Genomic DNA, 13,706 nt, shown 5'->3' with positions numbered 1-13,706 from the left:
GGCAGGCTGAATGTTGGAAGGCGCGATAGGGTACTATAACATATTGAAAAATATTATGTTTCATAAATGTAATAGCTAAAAGCTATCAATTTCAACATATTTATCTATTTCACTTACCGCCGCTGGTTGCGTATGGTGCCGCTCGTTGGCTTCGGCCTGTTGCGTTGCAATCTGACCCTAAGGAATTGCCATGTCTCTCGTGAATACCAAGATCAAGCCCTTCAAAGCCCAGGCTTTCAAGGACGGCAAGTTCATTGAGGTGTCCGACGCTGATCTCGCCGGCAAGTGGTCTGTCTTCTTCTTCTACCCGGCCGACTTCACCTTTGTGTGCCCGACCGAACTGGGTGACATTGCCGACCACTATGAAGAGTTCCAGAAGCTCGGTGTCGAGATCTATTCGGTCTCCACGGACACGCACTTCACCCACAAGGCTTGGCATGACAGCTCCGAGACCATTGCCAAGATCAAGTATACCATGGTTGGCGACCCCACCCAGGTGATCAGCACCAATTTCGACGTGCTGCGCGAGGACGTCGGCCTTGCTGATCGCGGCACCTTCGTCATCGACCCGAACGGTGTGATCCAGGCCGTGGAAATCACTGCCGAGGGTATTGGCCGTGATGCGACCGATCTGTTGCGCAAGGTCAAGGCCGCCCAGTACATCGCGGCCCATCCTGGTGAGGTCTGCCCGGCCAAGTGGCACGAGGGCGAGAAGACCCTTGCCCCGTCTCTCGAGCTCGTCGGCAAGATCTGATCTTTCAACGCTGCCCCGGCCAGAAGGCCGGGGCAGCTTCCCGGCGGGAATGACCCGCCATGGTTTGTAACATGCGTTATCCATCTCTGATCGGAGCAAAGACCAATGCTTGATGATGCCATGAAGTCTCAGATCAAGGCCTATCTGGAGCGGGTGGTCCGTCCGATTGAGATCACTGCATCGCTTGATGACAGCGATCGTTCCAAGGAAATGCAGGCGCTGCTGGTCGATCTGGAGGCGCTTTCCGACAGGATTACCCTGAAGGAAGTGCGTGACGGTGAAGGCCGCGTTCCTTCTTTCGCGCTGAACAGCCCGGGTGAGAACATTCACCTGCGCTTTGCCGGCCTGCCCATGGGCCACGAATTCACATCGCTGATCCTGGCCCTGCTGCAGACGGGCGGCTACCCGCCGAAGGTCGAGCAGGCGGTGATCGACCAGATCAAGGGTCTGGACGGCGATTTCAAGTTTGAGACCTATTTCTCCCAGTCCTGCCAGAACTGCCCGGAAGTGGTGCAGGCGCTGAATCTGATGGCGGTGCTCAACCCGAAGATCCAGCATGTGGCCATTGATGGTGCCGGCTTCCAGAAGGAAGTGGACGAGCGACAGATCATGTCCGTGCCCACCATCTATCTGAATGGTGAACTCTTCGGCCAGGGTCGCATGGGCGTGGAAGAGATCGTCAACAAGCTCGATACCGGGGCGTCCGCGCGCGAGGCCGAGCGCCTCAATGCCATGGAGCCCTTTGATGTGCTGGTCGTCGGCGGTGGCCCGGCCGGTGCGGCGGCAGCCATTTATGCCGTTCGCAAGGGCGTGCGCACGGGTATTGCCGGTGAGCGTTTCGGTGGACAGGTGCTCGACACTCTGGGCATCGAGAACTTCATTTCCGTGCCCTACACGGAAGGCCCGCATCTCGCCGCCTCTCTGGAAGAGCATGTGCGCAGCTATGATGTCGAGCTCATGAACCTTCAGAAGGCCGTGAAGCTGGAGACAGGTGCTGACAATATCTCTGTCGAGTTCGCCAATGGGGCGAAGCTCAGCTCGCGCACCGTCATTCTCGCTACCGGCGCCCGCTGGAGGCAGATGGGCGTGCCGGGCGAGGAAGAGTATCGCACCAAGGGTGTGGCCTATTGCCCGCACTGCGATGGCCCGCTGTTCAAGGGCAAGCGCGTCGCGGTGATCGGCGGCGGCAACTCCGGTGTTGAGGCAGCTATCGATCTTGCCGGCATTGTCGGCCATGTCACCCTGCTGGAGTTCGACAGCAAGCTGCGGGCGGATGAGGTTCTCCAGCGCAAGCTGCACTCTATGCCGAACGTCACGGTGCTGCTTTCGGCCAAGACGACAGAGGTCACGGGCGATGGCAGCAAGGTGAATGGTCTTGTTTACGAGGACCGCACCACGGGTGAAAGCAAGAAGGTGGAACTGGAAGGCGTGTTCGTCCAGATCGGCCTCCTGCCGAACACGGAATGGCTGAAGGGCGCGGTCGAGCTGTCCCAGCATGGTGAGATCGTGATCGACAATCGCGGCCAGACCTCGGTTCCCGGCGTGTTTGCCGCCGGTGACTGCACCACCGTGCCGTACAAGCAGATCGTGATCGCCATGGGTGAGGGCGCGAAGGCCTCGCTTGCCGCCTTTGATTATCTCATCCGCTCTTCTGCCCCGAAGGCGGACGAAAAGGCGGCCTGAGCCTTCAGCCCCTCCGGTCAGGGCAGGCTGGGGATGTGAGGGGGGATGATCGCAAAGACTATCCCGTCTTCGCATCCATTGCGCGGGGGCCCGGCTCCCGCGCGCTTCCCTGAGGGACATGATGACCCTGCGTGAGTTGCAATATCTGATCGCGCTGGCGGACCATCGCAACTTCCGCCGTGCGGCTGAAGCCTGTCATGTCAGCCAGCCGACCCTGTCGACCCAGATCCGCAAGCTTGAGGATGAGCTGGGCGTGAAGCTGGTGGAGCGCGCCCCGCGCCGGGTGATGCTCACGCCAGCGGGGCAGGATGCTGTTGAGCGTGCACGCCGCATTCTCCATGAAGTGGCGCAGATGCAGGAGGCTGCACGTCGCGGGCAGGAATCGGAAGCCGGCTCGCTGCGTCTTGGCGTGTTTCCCACACTGGGGCCTTATCTGCTGCCGCATGTGGTGCCCCGGATCAGAGATCGCTTTCCGCGCCTTGAGCTGCTCCTGTTTGAGGAAAAGAGCGATGCGCTGGTCTCGCGCCTGATACAGGGTTCGCTGGATGCGGCCTTTCTGGCCTTGCCGGTTCATGACACGCATCTTCATGCCGAACTGCTGTTTGAAGAGCCTTTCCTTGTGGCCGTCCCCCCCGGGCACCCCCTTGCCGCACAGGACAAGCTGACCCTGCCGGAATTGAGGCATCACAATCTGATGCTTCTGGAAGACGGGCATTGCCTGCGCGATCAGGCTCTTGAAGTCTGCCAGCTCTCCGGCGCCCGGGAAACATCCGAATTCCGCGGCACAAGCCTTGAAACCTTGCGTCAAATGGTCGTCGCAGGAGTTGGCATCACCTTGCTCCCGGCGCTTGCCGTACAGGGCAAGGGGCAGGGGGGCGAGAATCTGCATCTGCTGGAATTCGTGGATTCGCGCCCCAGTCGCCAGATCGCACTGGTGTGGCGCAGGACTTCAGCACTGGAGCCTCTGCTGCGTCAGTTGGCGGATGTCTGCAAGGCCCTGCCGCCTTCCTTGTTCTCTCCTCTGGAGGCCGGGCAGCGCAAGGGTGAAAACGCGTACCCGGACTGAACTTGTGGCATTTGGTGCCGCCTGCACTTGTCTCTATAAGTTGTCCATGCACGGGTGCAGCAGACCGTGCCTTGCAGCTGCTGGAGGGAAATGATGGTGCTCTGGTGCTGGCGATGGGTCAAGCGAGGGGCCTTTGCCCTCGGCATTGTGCTGCTCACGCTTCTGGCTGTGCGCGCTTTCGATGCCTGGCGGGGGCCGCCGCTGGAACTGTGGCACACGGTGGTACCGCATGAACTCACCTCCCAGCAGATCGATGAGACCGATCTTGCCGGATACCTTGCTGCTGAAGAGCGCGTGTTCAAGGAGGTGCGGGAGAAGGTCACCGATCAGCTGTCGCCGGAAGAGCAGCTCCGGTTCAACCGCTATTTCGAGAACAGCGCCGTCTATCCTGGCAATTTCAGCCAGAACTTCAACCGGACCTTTTCCCTCTCGCCATCAGGTGAGGCCATTGGCGCGGCAGTTTTCCTGCATGGACTGACAGATGCGCCCTACAGCCTGCGTCATCTGGCGATGCATTATCAGGCGCGCGGTTTCCATGCTCTGGTCATTCGGCTGCCCGGACATGGAACAGTGCCGGGGGGATTGACGGACATAGATTATGAGTCATGGCAGGCAGCCGCACGTCTGGCCATGCGGGAGGCCCGCAAGCTTGCAGGGCCGGGCAAGCCGGTGCACATCATCGGCTATTCCAATGGTGGCGCCCTGGCGCTGATGCATGGGCTGGATGCACTCTCCAACCCTGCACTGGTGGCGCCAGACAAGATCGTGCTGCTCTCGCCCATGATTGGGGTGACGGAGTTTGCTCGGTTTGCCGGCATTGCAGGCTGGCCGGCCATATTCCCGGCCTTTGCGAAAGCCGCCTGGCTGAGCATTCTGCCAGAGTTCAACCCGTTCAAATACAACTCGTTTCCGGTGAATGCGGCACGGGAATCCTATCAGCTCACGCAAGCCCTGCAAACCAGCCTGCAACGCCATGTGGAAAATGGGCAGATTGCAAGGCTGGCGCCCGTTCTCACCTTCCAGTCGGTTCTGGACCATACGGTGAGCACCCGCGCTGTCATCCGCATGCTGCATGAGCGCCTGCCCGATAATGGCAGCGAGCTGGTGCTGTTTGATGTGAACCGCAATACCCATTTCGAGCAGTTGCTGAATGCGCGTGCTGATACCGCTCTCTCCCGCCTTTTGCCTCCTGCGCCACGCCAGTTCAGAACCAGTGTCGTCACCAACAGCACCCCCGGCTCTGATGCGATGGAGGTGCAGGTGACCCCGGCTGGCAGCACGGATACCATGACCCGGCCACTGGGGCTGGCCTATCCGCCGGATGTCTACTCACTCTCCCATGTTGCGGTGCCTTTTCCGCTGAGTGACGGGCTTTATGGGCTGGAACGGGATTCGGCAGACTATTTCGGCGTGCGGCTGGGTGATGTTGCAGCCCGCGGGGAATATGGAGCCCTCATCGTGAATATCGACATGCTGCTGCGCATGTCGTCCAATCCCTTTTTCCCCTATCTGCTGGAGCGGCTGGACGCAGATCTGCCATCCGCGCCTGCCCGCCAAAGATGATGGGCTGCGACCTGCCGTCGCTTTGGGGCAGATGAGGCGGCATTAGCCGAAAAAGACCCTTTCTAAAATCATGATTGCATGCCATTGAGGCGGCAGAACATGATTTTAGAAACGTGGAGGCATCATCATGGCACAAGCGCAGGCGTCTGGATGGGGAGGACCGATCCTCGCTGTTCTCATTCTTCTGTCTATTGTCGCGGCGGTTGTTCTCACGGCCATCTTCTGGAACCCGGCCATTCTTGGCCTGGTCGGAATCGCCGGAACGTTTATGGTGCTTTCCGCCCTGATTATCGTTTCCATTTCGTGAGCGCCCTTTCCCTGTGAGGGAATGAGAGCGCTCCGGTCCTGGGCCAGAAACAAAAAAGCCACCCTTCGGGGTGGCTTTCTCGTTTGTGCCGGCAGACTGCTCAGTCTTCCTTGGCGAGCGCGGCCGCGATGGTGTCCTTCAGGGCAAGACGACGCTTGCGCAGGATGGCCTCATCCTCATCGCTGATGGTGTCGATCCGGCTCTCGGCGCGGTGGATCTGGTCATTGACCTCGTCATATTCCTCAAGAATACGAGCGAAATGCGCATCCTTGGCCTTGAGGGCGTGGATCTTCTCCAGCTGATCGGGAAATTCATCGCCCAGGGTATGCGGGGTATTGGACATCACGTCTCCTGCACTTCGTTTTCTTTTATATTCTAGGCCGCCGCGAGAGTTTCCGAACTTGATTCGGATCAATGCCCGGCCTTTATAAGCGACAACTGGTATTGAAATACATAAGAAATCCTTGGCCGGATACAAGTGGATCAAGGATGGAATGCCCCGCTGCCCGTGTGGAAAACAGCACCCCATCCCACCCCCTGGCCTGCATCCTCAGGGCTGGCCAAGGCCAGACGTCCCCCATATAAGAAGACGTTACGGACGAGCCGCAGGCTCGGCCGCGTTTTGCTTTGGAGAGAGTACTTCATGAACGGCTCCCCGCGTTCCAGCGCTGATCTCGACCCACGCCGTCGCCGTCTGCTCTACCGGGCGTGGCATCGCGGCATTCGTGAGATGGATCTCGTGATGGGCCGTTTTGCGGATGCGGAAATCGCCAATCTGACGGATGATGAGCTGGATCAGTTCGAGCATCTCGTCGATGCGCAGGACCATGACGTGTTTTCATGGGTGAGCGATACGGTTCCGCTGCCGGCGGAATATGATACGCCCCTGTTCCACAAGATGAAGAACTTCCACCTGTCCGGGCGCGGCCTGCCGGAATAGGCGCGCCTTTTCCAAGCCCAATCACCAGCCAGATGATGCCCCCTGTCCGGTGGGCGACACTTTTCCCGGAGTCTGCCCCGTGAAGCGCCCCCGTCAGCTTGCAGAAGCGCTGGTCAAAGGTCGTCCTGTCCATTTTTCGCGGGTTGCGGATGGCATGGAGGCCATGGTGGTGGCGGATCTCGCCCGCGCCATCGCCGCCGAGAAGAATGCTCCATGGCCCAGCCTTACCGTGGTATGCCGCGATGGCCAGAGGCTTGCCGCGCTGGAGCGCGGACTGGCCTTCTTTGCCCCCCAGATGGAAGTGCTGACCTTTCCGTCATGGGATTGCCTTCCCTATGATCGCGCCTCGCCCAACCCCGCCATCGTCGCCCGCCGCATGGCAACGCTGGCGCGTCTTGCGCGGGTGAAGGGGGGCGGCGCCAGTGTGCTGCTCACCACGGTGAACGCCACCGTGCAGCGTGTGCCAGCGAAGGGGCTTGTCGCCGCGCAGTCGCTCTCGGCGGCTCCGGGACACTCCATCGCTCTGGATGGTGTGGTTGAATGGGCGGAGCGCAATGGCTTCCTGCGCACCTCCACCGTGCGCGATACCGGTGAATATGCCGTGCGCGGCGGGCTGATAGACCTGTTCCCACCCGGCTATGATGCGCCCATCCGCCTCGATTTCTTTGGCGATACGCTGGAAAGCATCCGCAGCTTCGATCCTGAAAGCCAGCGCACCACGGGCCAGCTCAAGGCGCTGGAACTGGTGCCCATGGCCGAGTTCCAGCTCACGACAGATACGATGCGGCGCTTCCGCATGGCCTATGTGGCCGCCTTTGGCGCGGCCCAGAAGGGCGATACGCTGTATGAGGCCGTGAGCGAAGGCCGCCGCCATGCCGGAATGGAACACTGGCTGCCCCTGTTCCATGAAAGCATGGATACGCTTTTTGATTATCTGGATGATGGCCCGCTGCTGCTGGACAATCTGGCGGAAGAAGCCGCCGGCGAGCGCGTCGGCCAGATTGCCGATTATCATGATGCCCGCCGGGAGGCGCTGGAGCATCAGGTGCCGGGGAGCGCGGTCTACCATCCCTTGCCGCCTGAGCAGCTCTATCTCTCCGGTGCGGAATGGAGCGCCCATGTCGCGGCGGCCCGGCTCGCCCATATGTCGCCCTTCGCCGCACCCGAAGGACGGGGCATCACCCAGATAGATCTGGAAGGTGTGGCAGGCCGCTCCTTCGCTGCGGAGCGCGCGGACCCTGAAGGCAATGTGTTTGATGTGGCGGTTGCCCATGTCCGCGAATTGCAGAAGCACAAGAAGGTCATTCTTGCCGGCTGGTCCGAGGGCTCGCGGGAGCGGCTGGGCACAGTGCTGGCAGACCATGGCCTGACCAATTGCACCACCATTTCCCGCTTCGAGCTGCTCGGCGCCATTCCGCGCAATCAGGCGGTTCTGGCCGTTCTGGGGATCGAGACCGGATTTGAAACTCCGGATTTCGCGGTGATCGGCGAGCAGGATATTCTGGGGGACAGGCTGGTGCGCCCCAAGCGCCGCGCCCGCAAGCCACAGGATGTCATCTCCGAGCTGACGGCTCTCACGGCCGGTGATCTCGTGGTCCATGTGGACCATGGTATCGGCCGTTTCATCGGCCTGAAGACCATCACCGCCGTGGGCGAACCGCGCGATTGTCTGGAGCTGCACTATGCCGGTGGCGACAAGCTGTTCCTGCCGGTTGAAAATCTGGAGCTTCTGAGCCGCTACGGCTCGGAGGAGACGGAAGCCCAGCTCGACAAGCTGGGTGGTGGGGCATGGCAGGCCCGCAAAGCACGGATGAAGAAGCGCATCCTTGAGATGGCTTCCGCCCTTATCCAGATCGCCGCGCAGCGCCAGCTGGGCGAGGCCCCCAAGCTGGAGCCCCCCACCGGGCTTTATGATGAATTCCGAGCCCGCTTCCCCTATGAGGAGACGGATGACCAGGATGCGGCGATTGAAGCCGTTCTGGATGATCTGGCCTCCGGTCATCCCATGGACCGGCTGGTCTGTGGTGATGTCGGTTTCGGCAAGACCGAGGTTGCCCTGCGCGCGGCCTTTGTCACCGCCCTCTCCGGCAAGCAGGTGGCCGTGGTGGTGCCCACCACGCTGCTGGCCCGCCAGCATTTCAAGACCTTTACGGATCGCTTCCAGGGCCTGCCGGTGAATGTGGCGCAGGCCTCGCGCATGGTGACGGGCAAGGCCCTGACCGAGGTGAAGAAGGGGCTGGCCGATGGTACGGTGGATATCGTCGTCGGCACCCATGCCCTGCTTGGCAAGAGCATTCAGTTCAAGGATCTTGGGCTCGTCATCGTGGATGAGGAGCAGCATTTCGGCGTCTCGCACAAGGAGCGGCTGAAGCAATTGCGCGCCGAGGTGCATGTGCTCACGCTGACGGCGACTCCCATTCCGCGCACGCTGCAACTGGCCATGACTGGTGTGCGGGAGCTCTCCATCATCGCGACCCCGCCGGTGGATCGCCTCGCCGTGCGCACCTTCGTCACCCCCTTCGATGCGCTGATCGTGCGCGAGGCCCTGTTGCGCGAACGTTATCGCGGCGGGCAGAGCTTCTATGTAGTGCCTCGCATTGAAAACCTTGCCGAGGTGCGCGAGTTCCTCGCCGCGGCCGTGCCGGAAGTGAAGGTGGCCGTGGCCCACGGGCAGATGGCGGCGACCGCGCTGGAAGACATCATGACCGCCTTCTATGACGGGCAATATGATGTGCTGCTCTCCACCACCATCGTGGAATCTGGGCTGGATGTGCCCAATGCCAATACGCTGATCGTGCACCGGGCCGACATGTTCGGCCTTGCCCAGCTCTATCAGCTGCGGGGCCGCGTGGGCCGCGCCAAGGCCCGTGCCTATGCCATCTTCACCGTGCCCGAGAACAGGGCCATGACAGCCCAGGCAGAGCGTCGCCTCAAGGTTCTGCAATCCCTTGAAACGCTGGGAGCCGGTTTCCAGCTTGCCAGTCATGATCTGGATATTCGCGGTGCCGGCAACTTGCTGGGCGATGAGCAGTCCGGTCACATCAAGGAAGTCGGCTACGAACTCTATCAGGAGATGCTGGAGGAGGCGATTGCCCACCTCAAGGCCGGGATTACCGAATATGTGGACGACAAATGGTCGCCCAATATCACCATCGGCATTCCGGTCATCATCCCTGAGGATTATGTGGCCGATCTGCATGTGCGCCTTGCACTCTATCGCCGCCTTGCTGATTTGCAGGAAGATCAGGACATCGACGCCTTCGGTGCGGAACTGACAGACCGCTTTGGCGCTGCCCCGCCGGAAGTTGGCCAGCTTCTGCAACTGGCCAAGGTGAAGGCGCTGGCCCGCGCCGCGAATGTGGAGAAGGTGGATGCCGGCCCGAAGGGCGTGGTTCTGGCCTTCCGCGGGAACGAGTTCGCCGACCCCTCCGGCCTTGTGAAGCTGATTGCGAATGAAGGCGCGGCTGCCAAGGTGCGGCCGGACTTCAAGGTCGTTTTCATGCGCGAGTGGTCTTCGGCCGAGGCGCGGCTGAAGGGCACGATCGAGGTGCTGAAGAAGCTGGCGGCACTGGCGCAGAAAAAGCAGCTATAGGCAAAAGGGGAGGGCAACCGTGGCCATGGGGCCACGTTGTTCATGATTTGACAGATAGGGCCCCGGCATGCCTCGCCGGGGCTTCCCTAAAGCCACAGAGAAGATTACAGGCAGGATAGAATCTTGCCAGATACGTCCTGCCCATGACCGGGGCAGACTTGGCCCCCTTACAGACATTCTTCCACACCAGGAGCGAACATGAGCGAGGAGCTGCATCCCGCCGATGCCGAGCGCATTGATGCCGTGCCTGATGTGCTGGACGATGAAGACAGTTTGACCGAGGCCTTCCGCGCCCATGTGGTGGAGGCCATTGAAGCGCGTGATGTGGAGGCCCTGAAGGCTATCGCCCATGATCTGCATGAGGCGGACATGGGCAGCCTTCTTGAGGCACTGGACGGAGAAGAGCGCCGGCGGCTGATCGAGCTTCTTGGTGCGGATTTCGACTTTCTTGCCCTGACCGAAGTTGACGAGACCGTGCGCGTGCAGCTTCTGCACGGGCTTTCTCCCGGTACCGTCGCCCAGGGGCTGCGGGCGCTGGATTCGGATGACGCGGTCTATATTCTCGAAGACCTCGCCGAAGATGATGTTTCCGCCATTCTGGAGCGGATGCCCGCGCCGGAACGCGTGGCCCTGCAACGCTCGCTTGATTACCCGGAAGAGAGCGCGGGCCGGCGCATGCAAAGCGCCTTCATCGCCGTGCCGCCCTTCTGGACCGTGGGGCGAACGATTGATTACATGCGGGAAACCGAGGACCTGCCCGATACCTTCTATGAGGTGTTCGTGGTGGACCCTGCCTACAGGCTCGTGGGCTCCGTTCCATTGAACCGCCTGCTGCGCTCGCGCCGCCCCGTGCTGATGACGGCGGTGAAGACCGAGCAGTTGCAGGTGGTGCAGGCTTCCGATGACCAGGAAGATGTGGCGCGCATGTTCGAGCGCTACAATCTGGTTTCCGCCCCGGTGGTGGATGAATCCGGGCGTCTGGTTGGTGTCATCACCATCGATGATGTCGTCGACGTCATTCAGGAAGAGGCTGATGAGGATCTGCGCGCGCTCGCCGGCGTGGGCAGCGATGAAGAGCTCTCCGACTCGGTGGGATACACCGCGCGCAGCCGCCTGCCATGGCTGATGATCAATCTTGGCACCGCCTTCATTGCCTCTTCGATCATCTCGCTGTTTGAAGGCACGATTGAAAAGATGGTGGCGCTCGCGGTGCTGATGCCCATCGTGGCCTCTGTGGGCGGCAATGCGGGTACGCAGACCATGACAGTCGCCGTGCGCGCGCTCGCAACCCGTGATCTGAGTAGCCACAATGCCCGCCGGGTCGTGACCCGAGAAGTGATGGTTGGCCTGTTCAATGGCGTGGTTCTGGCCTGTCTTCTGGGCCTGATTGCCTGGGCCTGGTTCGCCAGTATCGATCTGGGACTCGTCATTTCGGCCGCGCTGATCCTGAACATGGTTTCAGCCGGGCTATTCGGCATCCTCATCCCCATCATCATATCCCGCCTGAAGCTGGACCCAGCCGTAGCGTCAGGGGTTTTCGTCAGCATGGTGACGGATGTGGTCGGGTTTTTCGCCTTTCTCGGTCTGGCCGCGCTGTGGTTCAGATGGCCGTAGGTTGGGCGCAGGCAGAGAGTGAACGCAGACAGGACAAGCCCCGCCTGGAAGTCAGATTCAGGTTTCAGACAGGTTGGGAGGGCGGCTATTCTTACTCTGCCAGTTCAGCAGGTCTGCCTGTATCAAAAACAGATGATAAAGAGAGCTTCTGGTGTGGCGGGCAGCAATAGTTGCAAACCGGCGTGCGCAGCTGACATTTGCTTTTACGCGCAGCAGATTCCGATCTGCTTCCCAGACTTACCATCTGAAAAGAATCACCGCTCATAAACATTTGATATGATTGGTGAGCCCGTTGGGATTCGAACCCAAGACCCCATGATTAAAAGTCACGTGCTCTACCGACTGAGCTACGGGCTCACTGTGGTGCTGGTTAAGCCCTTGATGCACCATGGTCAAGGGTTATGCCTTCGATTAAGGCCTGACAGCTCAAAAAGCTTTGGATTGTTCCGCCCCTAAAAGGCGGCATTTCAGCTTGGCTTGTGGAGCGTGAAGGTGAGGCGCCCGGCCTCTACCTTCCGGCTTTCCAGCACGGCACCGGTTTCATGGGCCGCATGGGGAATGTCGATCACGGCCATCGGGTCCGTGCAGGTCACGACAAGGCGGCCGCCGGCCGGAAGTGATGCCAGGGCCTTGCGGGTATGCAAGGCGGGGAGGGGGCATTTCAGCCCCATCAGATCCAGCTCCACAAGAGGAGCGCCCGCCTTGCCCGTATTGCTCACGCCACCTGGTCCCGGATGCGGGCGAGGCTTTCATCGCGCCCCAGAATGGCGAGCACATCAAACACGGGCGGGGAGGTCGACTTGCCCGTGGATGCCGCGCGCAAAGGCTGGGCGACAGCCCCAAGCTTCACGCCCGCCTGCCCGGCATATTCACGCACGGTGGCCTCAATGGCATCGGCGGTCCACTCCACATTTTCGAGCAGCGGAAGCAGGCTTTTCAGATGTGCGCGGGCCTCTTCATTCAGCAGGGTGCCGGCCTTCTCATCCAGCGGCAAGGGTCGCTCGGCGAAGATGAAGCTGGCATTATCCAGCAGCTCCAGAAGCGTTTTCGCACGCTCCTTCAGGCGTGGCATGACGGCCTGAAGCTGTTCGCGCCGCTGCGGGGTGAGTGCCTTCAGCAGCTCTGATCCATTTGAAAGATGGGGGATCAGCTCATCAAGGGCCGACATCAACTCTGCATCCGTACTGGCGCGGATATATTGACCGTTGAGATTTTCCAGCTTCTGGAAATCAAAACGGGCTGCGGAGCGCCCAACCTTGTCGAGATCAAAGAAGGAGATCATCTCCTCGGTGGAAAACACCTCCTGATCGCCATGACTCCAGCCAAGGCGCACGAGATAGTTCCGCAGCGCGGCCGGCAGATAGCCCATATCGCGATAGGCATCCACACCCAGCGCACCATGGCGCTTGGAGAGCTTGGCGCCGTCCGGCCCGTGAATCAGCGGAATATGCGCCATATGTGGCACGTTCCACTCCATGGCGCGATAGATCTGTGTCTGGCGCGCGGCATTGGTCAGGTGGTCATCCCCGCGGATGATATGGGTGATGCCCATGTCATGATCATCCACCACAACGGCAAGCATATAGGTGGGGGTGCCATCGGAACGCAGCAGGATGAGGTCATCCAGATCCTTGTTCGGGAAGGTGACGGTACCCTGCACCATGTCCTCGATGACGGTCTCGCCATCACGCGGGGCCTTCAGGCGGATAACAGGTGCACGGTCCGCCGGGGCTTCCGAAGGGTCGCGATCACGCCAGCGGCCATCATAGCGTGGAGGGCGACCTTCCTGCCGGGCGCGCTCGCGCATTTCATCCAGTTCTTCGGGGGAGGCGTAGCAGCGATAGGCCGTGCCCCGCGCCAGCATCTCCTCCACCACGGCACGGTGCCGCTCGGCCCGCGCAAACTGGTAGATCGGCTCTCCATCACACTCGATTCCGAGCCAGCTCAACCCTTCGAGGATCGCATCAATGGCTTCCCGCGTGGAGCGCTGGCGATCGGTATCCTCGATCCGCAGCAGCATGCGGCCGCCCTTCGCTCTGGCATAGAGCCAGTTGAACAGAGCCGTGCGCGCGCCGCCAATATGCAGGAAGCCCGTGGGTGAAGGTGCAAAACGTGTGACGATCTCGGACATGGAGAACTCGGCGAAGCCAGACTCGCATAAGCAAGCAGGACATTTTGACGGAAAAC

General features: G+C 60.8%; 11 protein-coding genes and 1 tRNA gene. 8 read left to right on the top strand and 4 right to left on the bottom strand.

What is annotated here, in order from left to right; translation table 11 throughout:
• The first annotated feature begins 190 nt into the window (after positions 1 to 190).
• From ahpC to ACT6QG_RS01670, 5 genes are all read left to right on the top strand, one after another.
• Complete coding sequence (gene ahpC, locus ACT6QG_RS01690) at positions 191 to 754, top strand: alkyl hydroperoxide reductase subunit C (protein ID WP_444975865.1); 564 nt, start codon at positions 191 to 193, stop codon at positions 752 to 754.
• A 105-nt stretch (positions 755 to 859) separates the two neighbouring features.
• Complete coding sequence (gene ahpF / locus ACT6QG_RS01685) at positions 860 to 2,437, top strand: alkyl hydroperoxide reductase subunit F (RefSeq protein WP_444975864.1); 1,578 nt, start codon at positions 860 to 862, stop codon at positions 2,435 to 2,437.
• 118 nt (positions 2,438 to 2,555) lie between these two features.
• Positions 2,556 to 3,503, top strand: a complete 948-nt coding sequence (locus tag ACT6QG_RS01680) for a LysR substrate-binding domain-containing protein (RefSeq protein ID WP_444975863.1) — start codon at positions 2,556 to 2,558, stop codon at positions 3,501 to 3,503.
• A 90-nt stretch (positions 3,504 to 3,593) separates the two neighbouring features.
• Positions 3,594 to 5,066 carry an alpha/beta hydrolase gene (locus ACT6QG_RS01675; RefSeq protein WP_444975862.1) on the top strand — a complete coding sequence of 491 codons (1,473 nt, stop codon included), beginning with the start codon at positions 3,594 to 3,596 and terminating at the stop codon, positions 5,064 to 5,066.
• A 127-nt stretch (positions 5,067 to 5,193) separates the two neighbouring features.
• Complete coding sequence (locus ACT6QG_RS01670) at positions 5,194 to 5,373, top strand: hypothetical protein (protein ID WP_444975861.1); 180 nt, start codon at positions 5,194 to 5,196, stop codon at positions 5,371 to 5,373.
• Between the two features lie 100 nt (positions 5,374 to 5,473).
• On the opposite strand, the gene ACT6QG_RS01665 is transcribed toward ACT6QG_RS01670, so the two are convergent.
• The gene (locus ACT6QG_RS01665; protein ID WP_444975860.1) at positions 5,474 to 5,716 is read right to left on the bottom strand and encodes an HP1242/YdcH family protein; all 243 of its coding nucleotides are present in this window, start codon (positions 5,714 to 5,716) and stop codon (positions 5,474 to 5,476) included.
• A 300-nt stretch (positions 5,717 to 6,016) separates the two neighbouring features.
• Here ACT6QG_RS01665 and ACT6QG_RS01660 point away from each other — a divergent pair, with 300 nt between their 5' ends.
• The 3 genes from ACT6QG_RS01660 to mgtE all read left to right on the top strand — a co-directional run bounded on the left by ACT6QG_RS01660 (position 6,017) and on the right by mgtE (position 11,519).
• Positions 6,017 to 6,313 (top strand): FAD assembly factor SdhE, encoded by a 297-nt coding sequence (locus ACT6QG_RS01660; protein ID WP_444975859.1) that lies wholly within the window; start codon positions 6,017 to 6,019, stop codon positions 6,311 to 6,313.
• A 49-nt stretch (positions 6,314 to 6,362) separates the two neighbouring features.
• Positions 6,363 to 9,905, top strand: a complete 3,543-nt coding sequence (gene mfd / locus ACT6QG_RS01655) for a transcription-repair coupling factor (protein WP_444975858.1) — start codon at positions 6,363 to 6,365, stop codon at positions 9,903 to 9,905.
• Between the two features lie 198 nt (positions 9,906 to 10,103).
• Entirely contained in the window at positions 10,104 to 11,519 is a 1,416-nt protein-coding gene (gene mgtE / locus ACT6QG_RS01650; protein ID WP_444975857.1) for a magnesium transporter, read from the top strand.
• Positions 11,520 to 11,800: 281 nt separating this feature from the next.
• Here the strand turns inward: mgtE and ACT6QG_RS01645 are convergent.
• The 3 genes from ACT6QG_RS01645 to gltX all read right to left on the bottom strand — a co-directional run bounded on the left by ACT6QG_RS01645 (position 11,801) and on the right by gltX (position 13,650).
• A tRNA-Lys gene (locus ACT6QG_RS01645) sits at positions 11,801 to 11,876 on the bottom strand.
• Between the two features lie 110 nt (positions 11,877 to 11,986).
• A complete protein-coding gene (locus tag ACT6QG_RS01640; protein ID WP_444975882.1) occupies positions 11,987 to 12,190 on the bottom strand; it encodes a sulfurtransferase TusA family protein in 204 nt (67 codons plus the stop codon).
• 44 nt (positions 12,191 to 12,234) lie between these two features.
• Entirely contained in the window at positions 12,235 to 13,650 is a 1,416-nt protein-coding gene (gltX, locus tag ACT6QG_RS01635) for a glutamate--tRNA ligase (RefSeq protein WP_444975856.1), read from the bottom strand.
• Positions 13,651 to 13,706: the final 56 nt, after the last annotated feature.

The sequence above is a fragment of the Haloleucobacter ellipsoideus genome (assembly GCF_052491725.1).
This window is presented reverse-complemented; position numbering and strand designations above follow the sequence as displayed.

Bases quoted from the DNA above. Each gene is read 5' to 3' on its own strand.
- ahpF (WP_444975864.1), top strand. From the start codon at position 860: ATGCTTGATGATGCCATGAAGTCTCAGATCAAGGCCTATCTGGAGCGG.
- mgtE (WP_444975857.1), top strand. From the start codon at position 10,104: ATGAGCGAGGAGCTGCATCCCGCCGATGCCGAGCGCATTGATGCCGTG.
- ACT6QG_RS01675 (WP_444975862.1), top strand. From the start codon at position 3,594: ATGATGGTGCTCTGGTGCTGGCGATGGGTCAAGCGAGGGGCCTTTGCC.
- ahpC (WP_444975865.1), top strand. From the start codon at position 191: ATGTCTCTCGTGAATACCAAGATCAAGCCCTTCAAAGCCCAGGCTTTC.
- ACT6QG_RS01660 (WP_444975859.1), top strand. From the start codon at position 6,017: ATGAACGGCTCCCCGCGTTCCAGCGCTGATCTCGACCCACGCCGTCGC.
- ACT6QG_RS01680 (WP_444975863.1), top strand. From the start codon at position 2,556: ATGATGACCCTGCGTGAGTTGCAATATCTGATCGCGCTGGCGGACCAT.
- ACT6QG_RS01640 (WP_444975882.1), bottom strand. From the start codon at position 12,190: ATGGGGCTGAAATGCCCCCTCCCCGCCTTGCATACCCGCAAGGCCCTG.
- gltX (WP_444975856.1), bottom strand. From the start codon at position 13,650: ATGTCCGAGATCGTCACACGTTTTGCACCTTCACCCACGGGCTTCCTG.
- ACT6QG_RS01670 (WP_444975861.1), top strand. From the start codon at position 5,194: ATGGCACAAGCGCAGGCGTCTGGATGGGGAGGACCGATCCTCGCTGTT.
- ACT6QG_RS01665 (WP_444975860.1), bottom strand. From the start codon at position 5,716: ATGTCCAATACCCCGCATACCCTGGGCGATGAATTTCCCGATCAGCTG.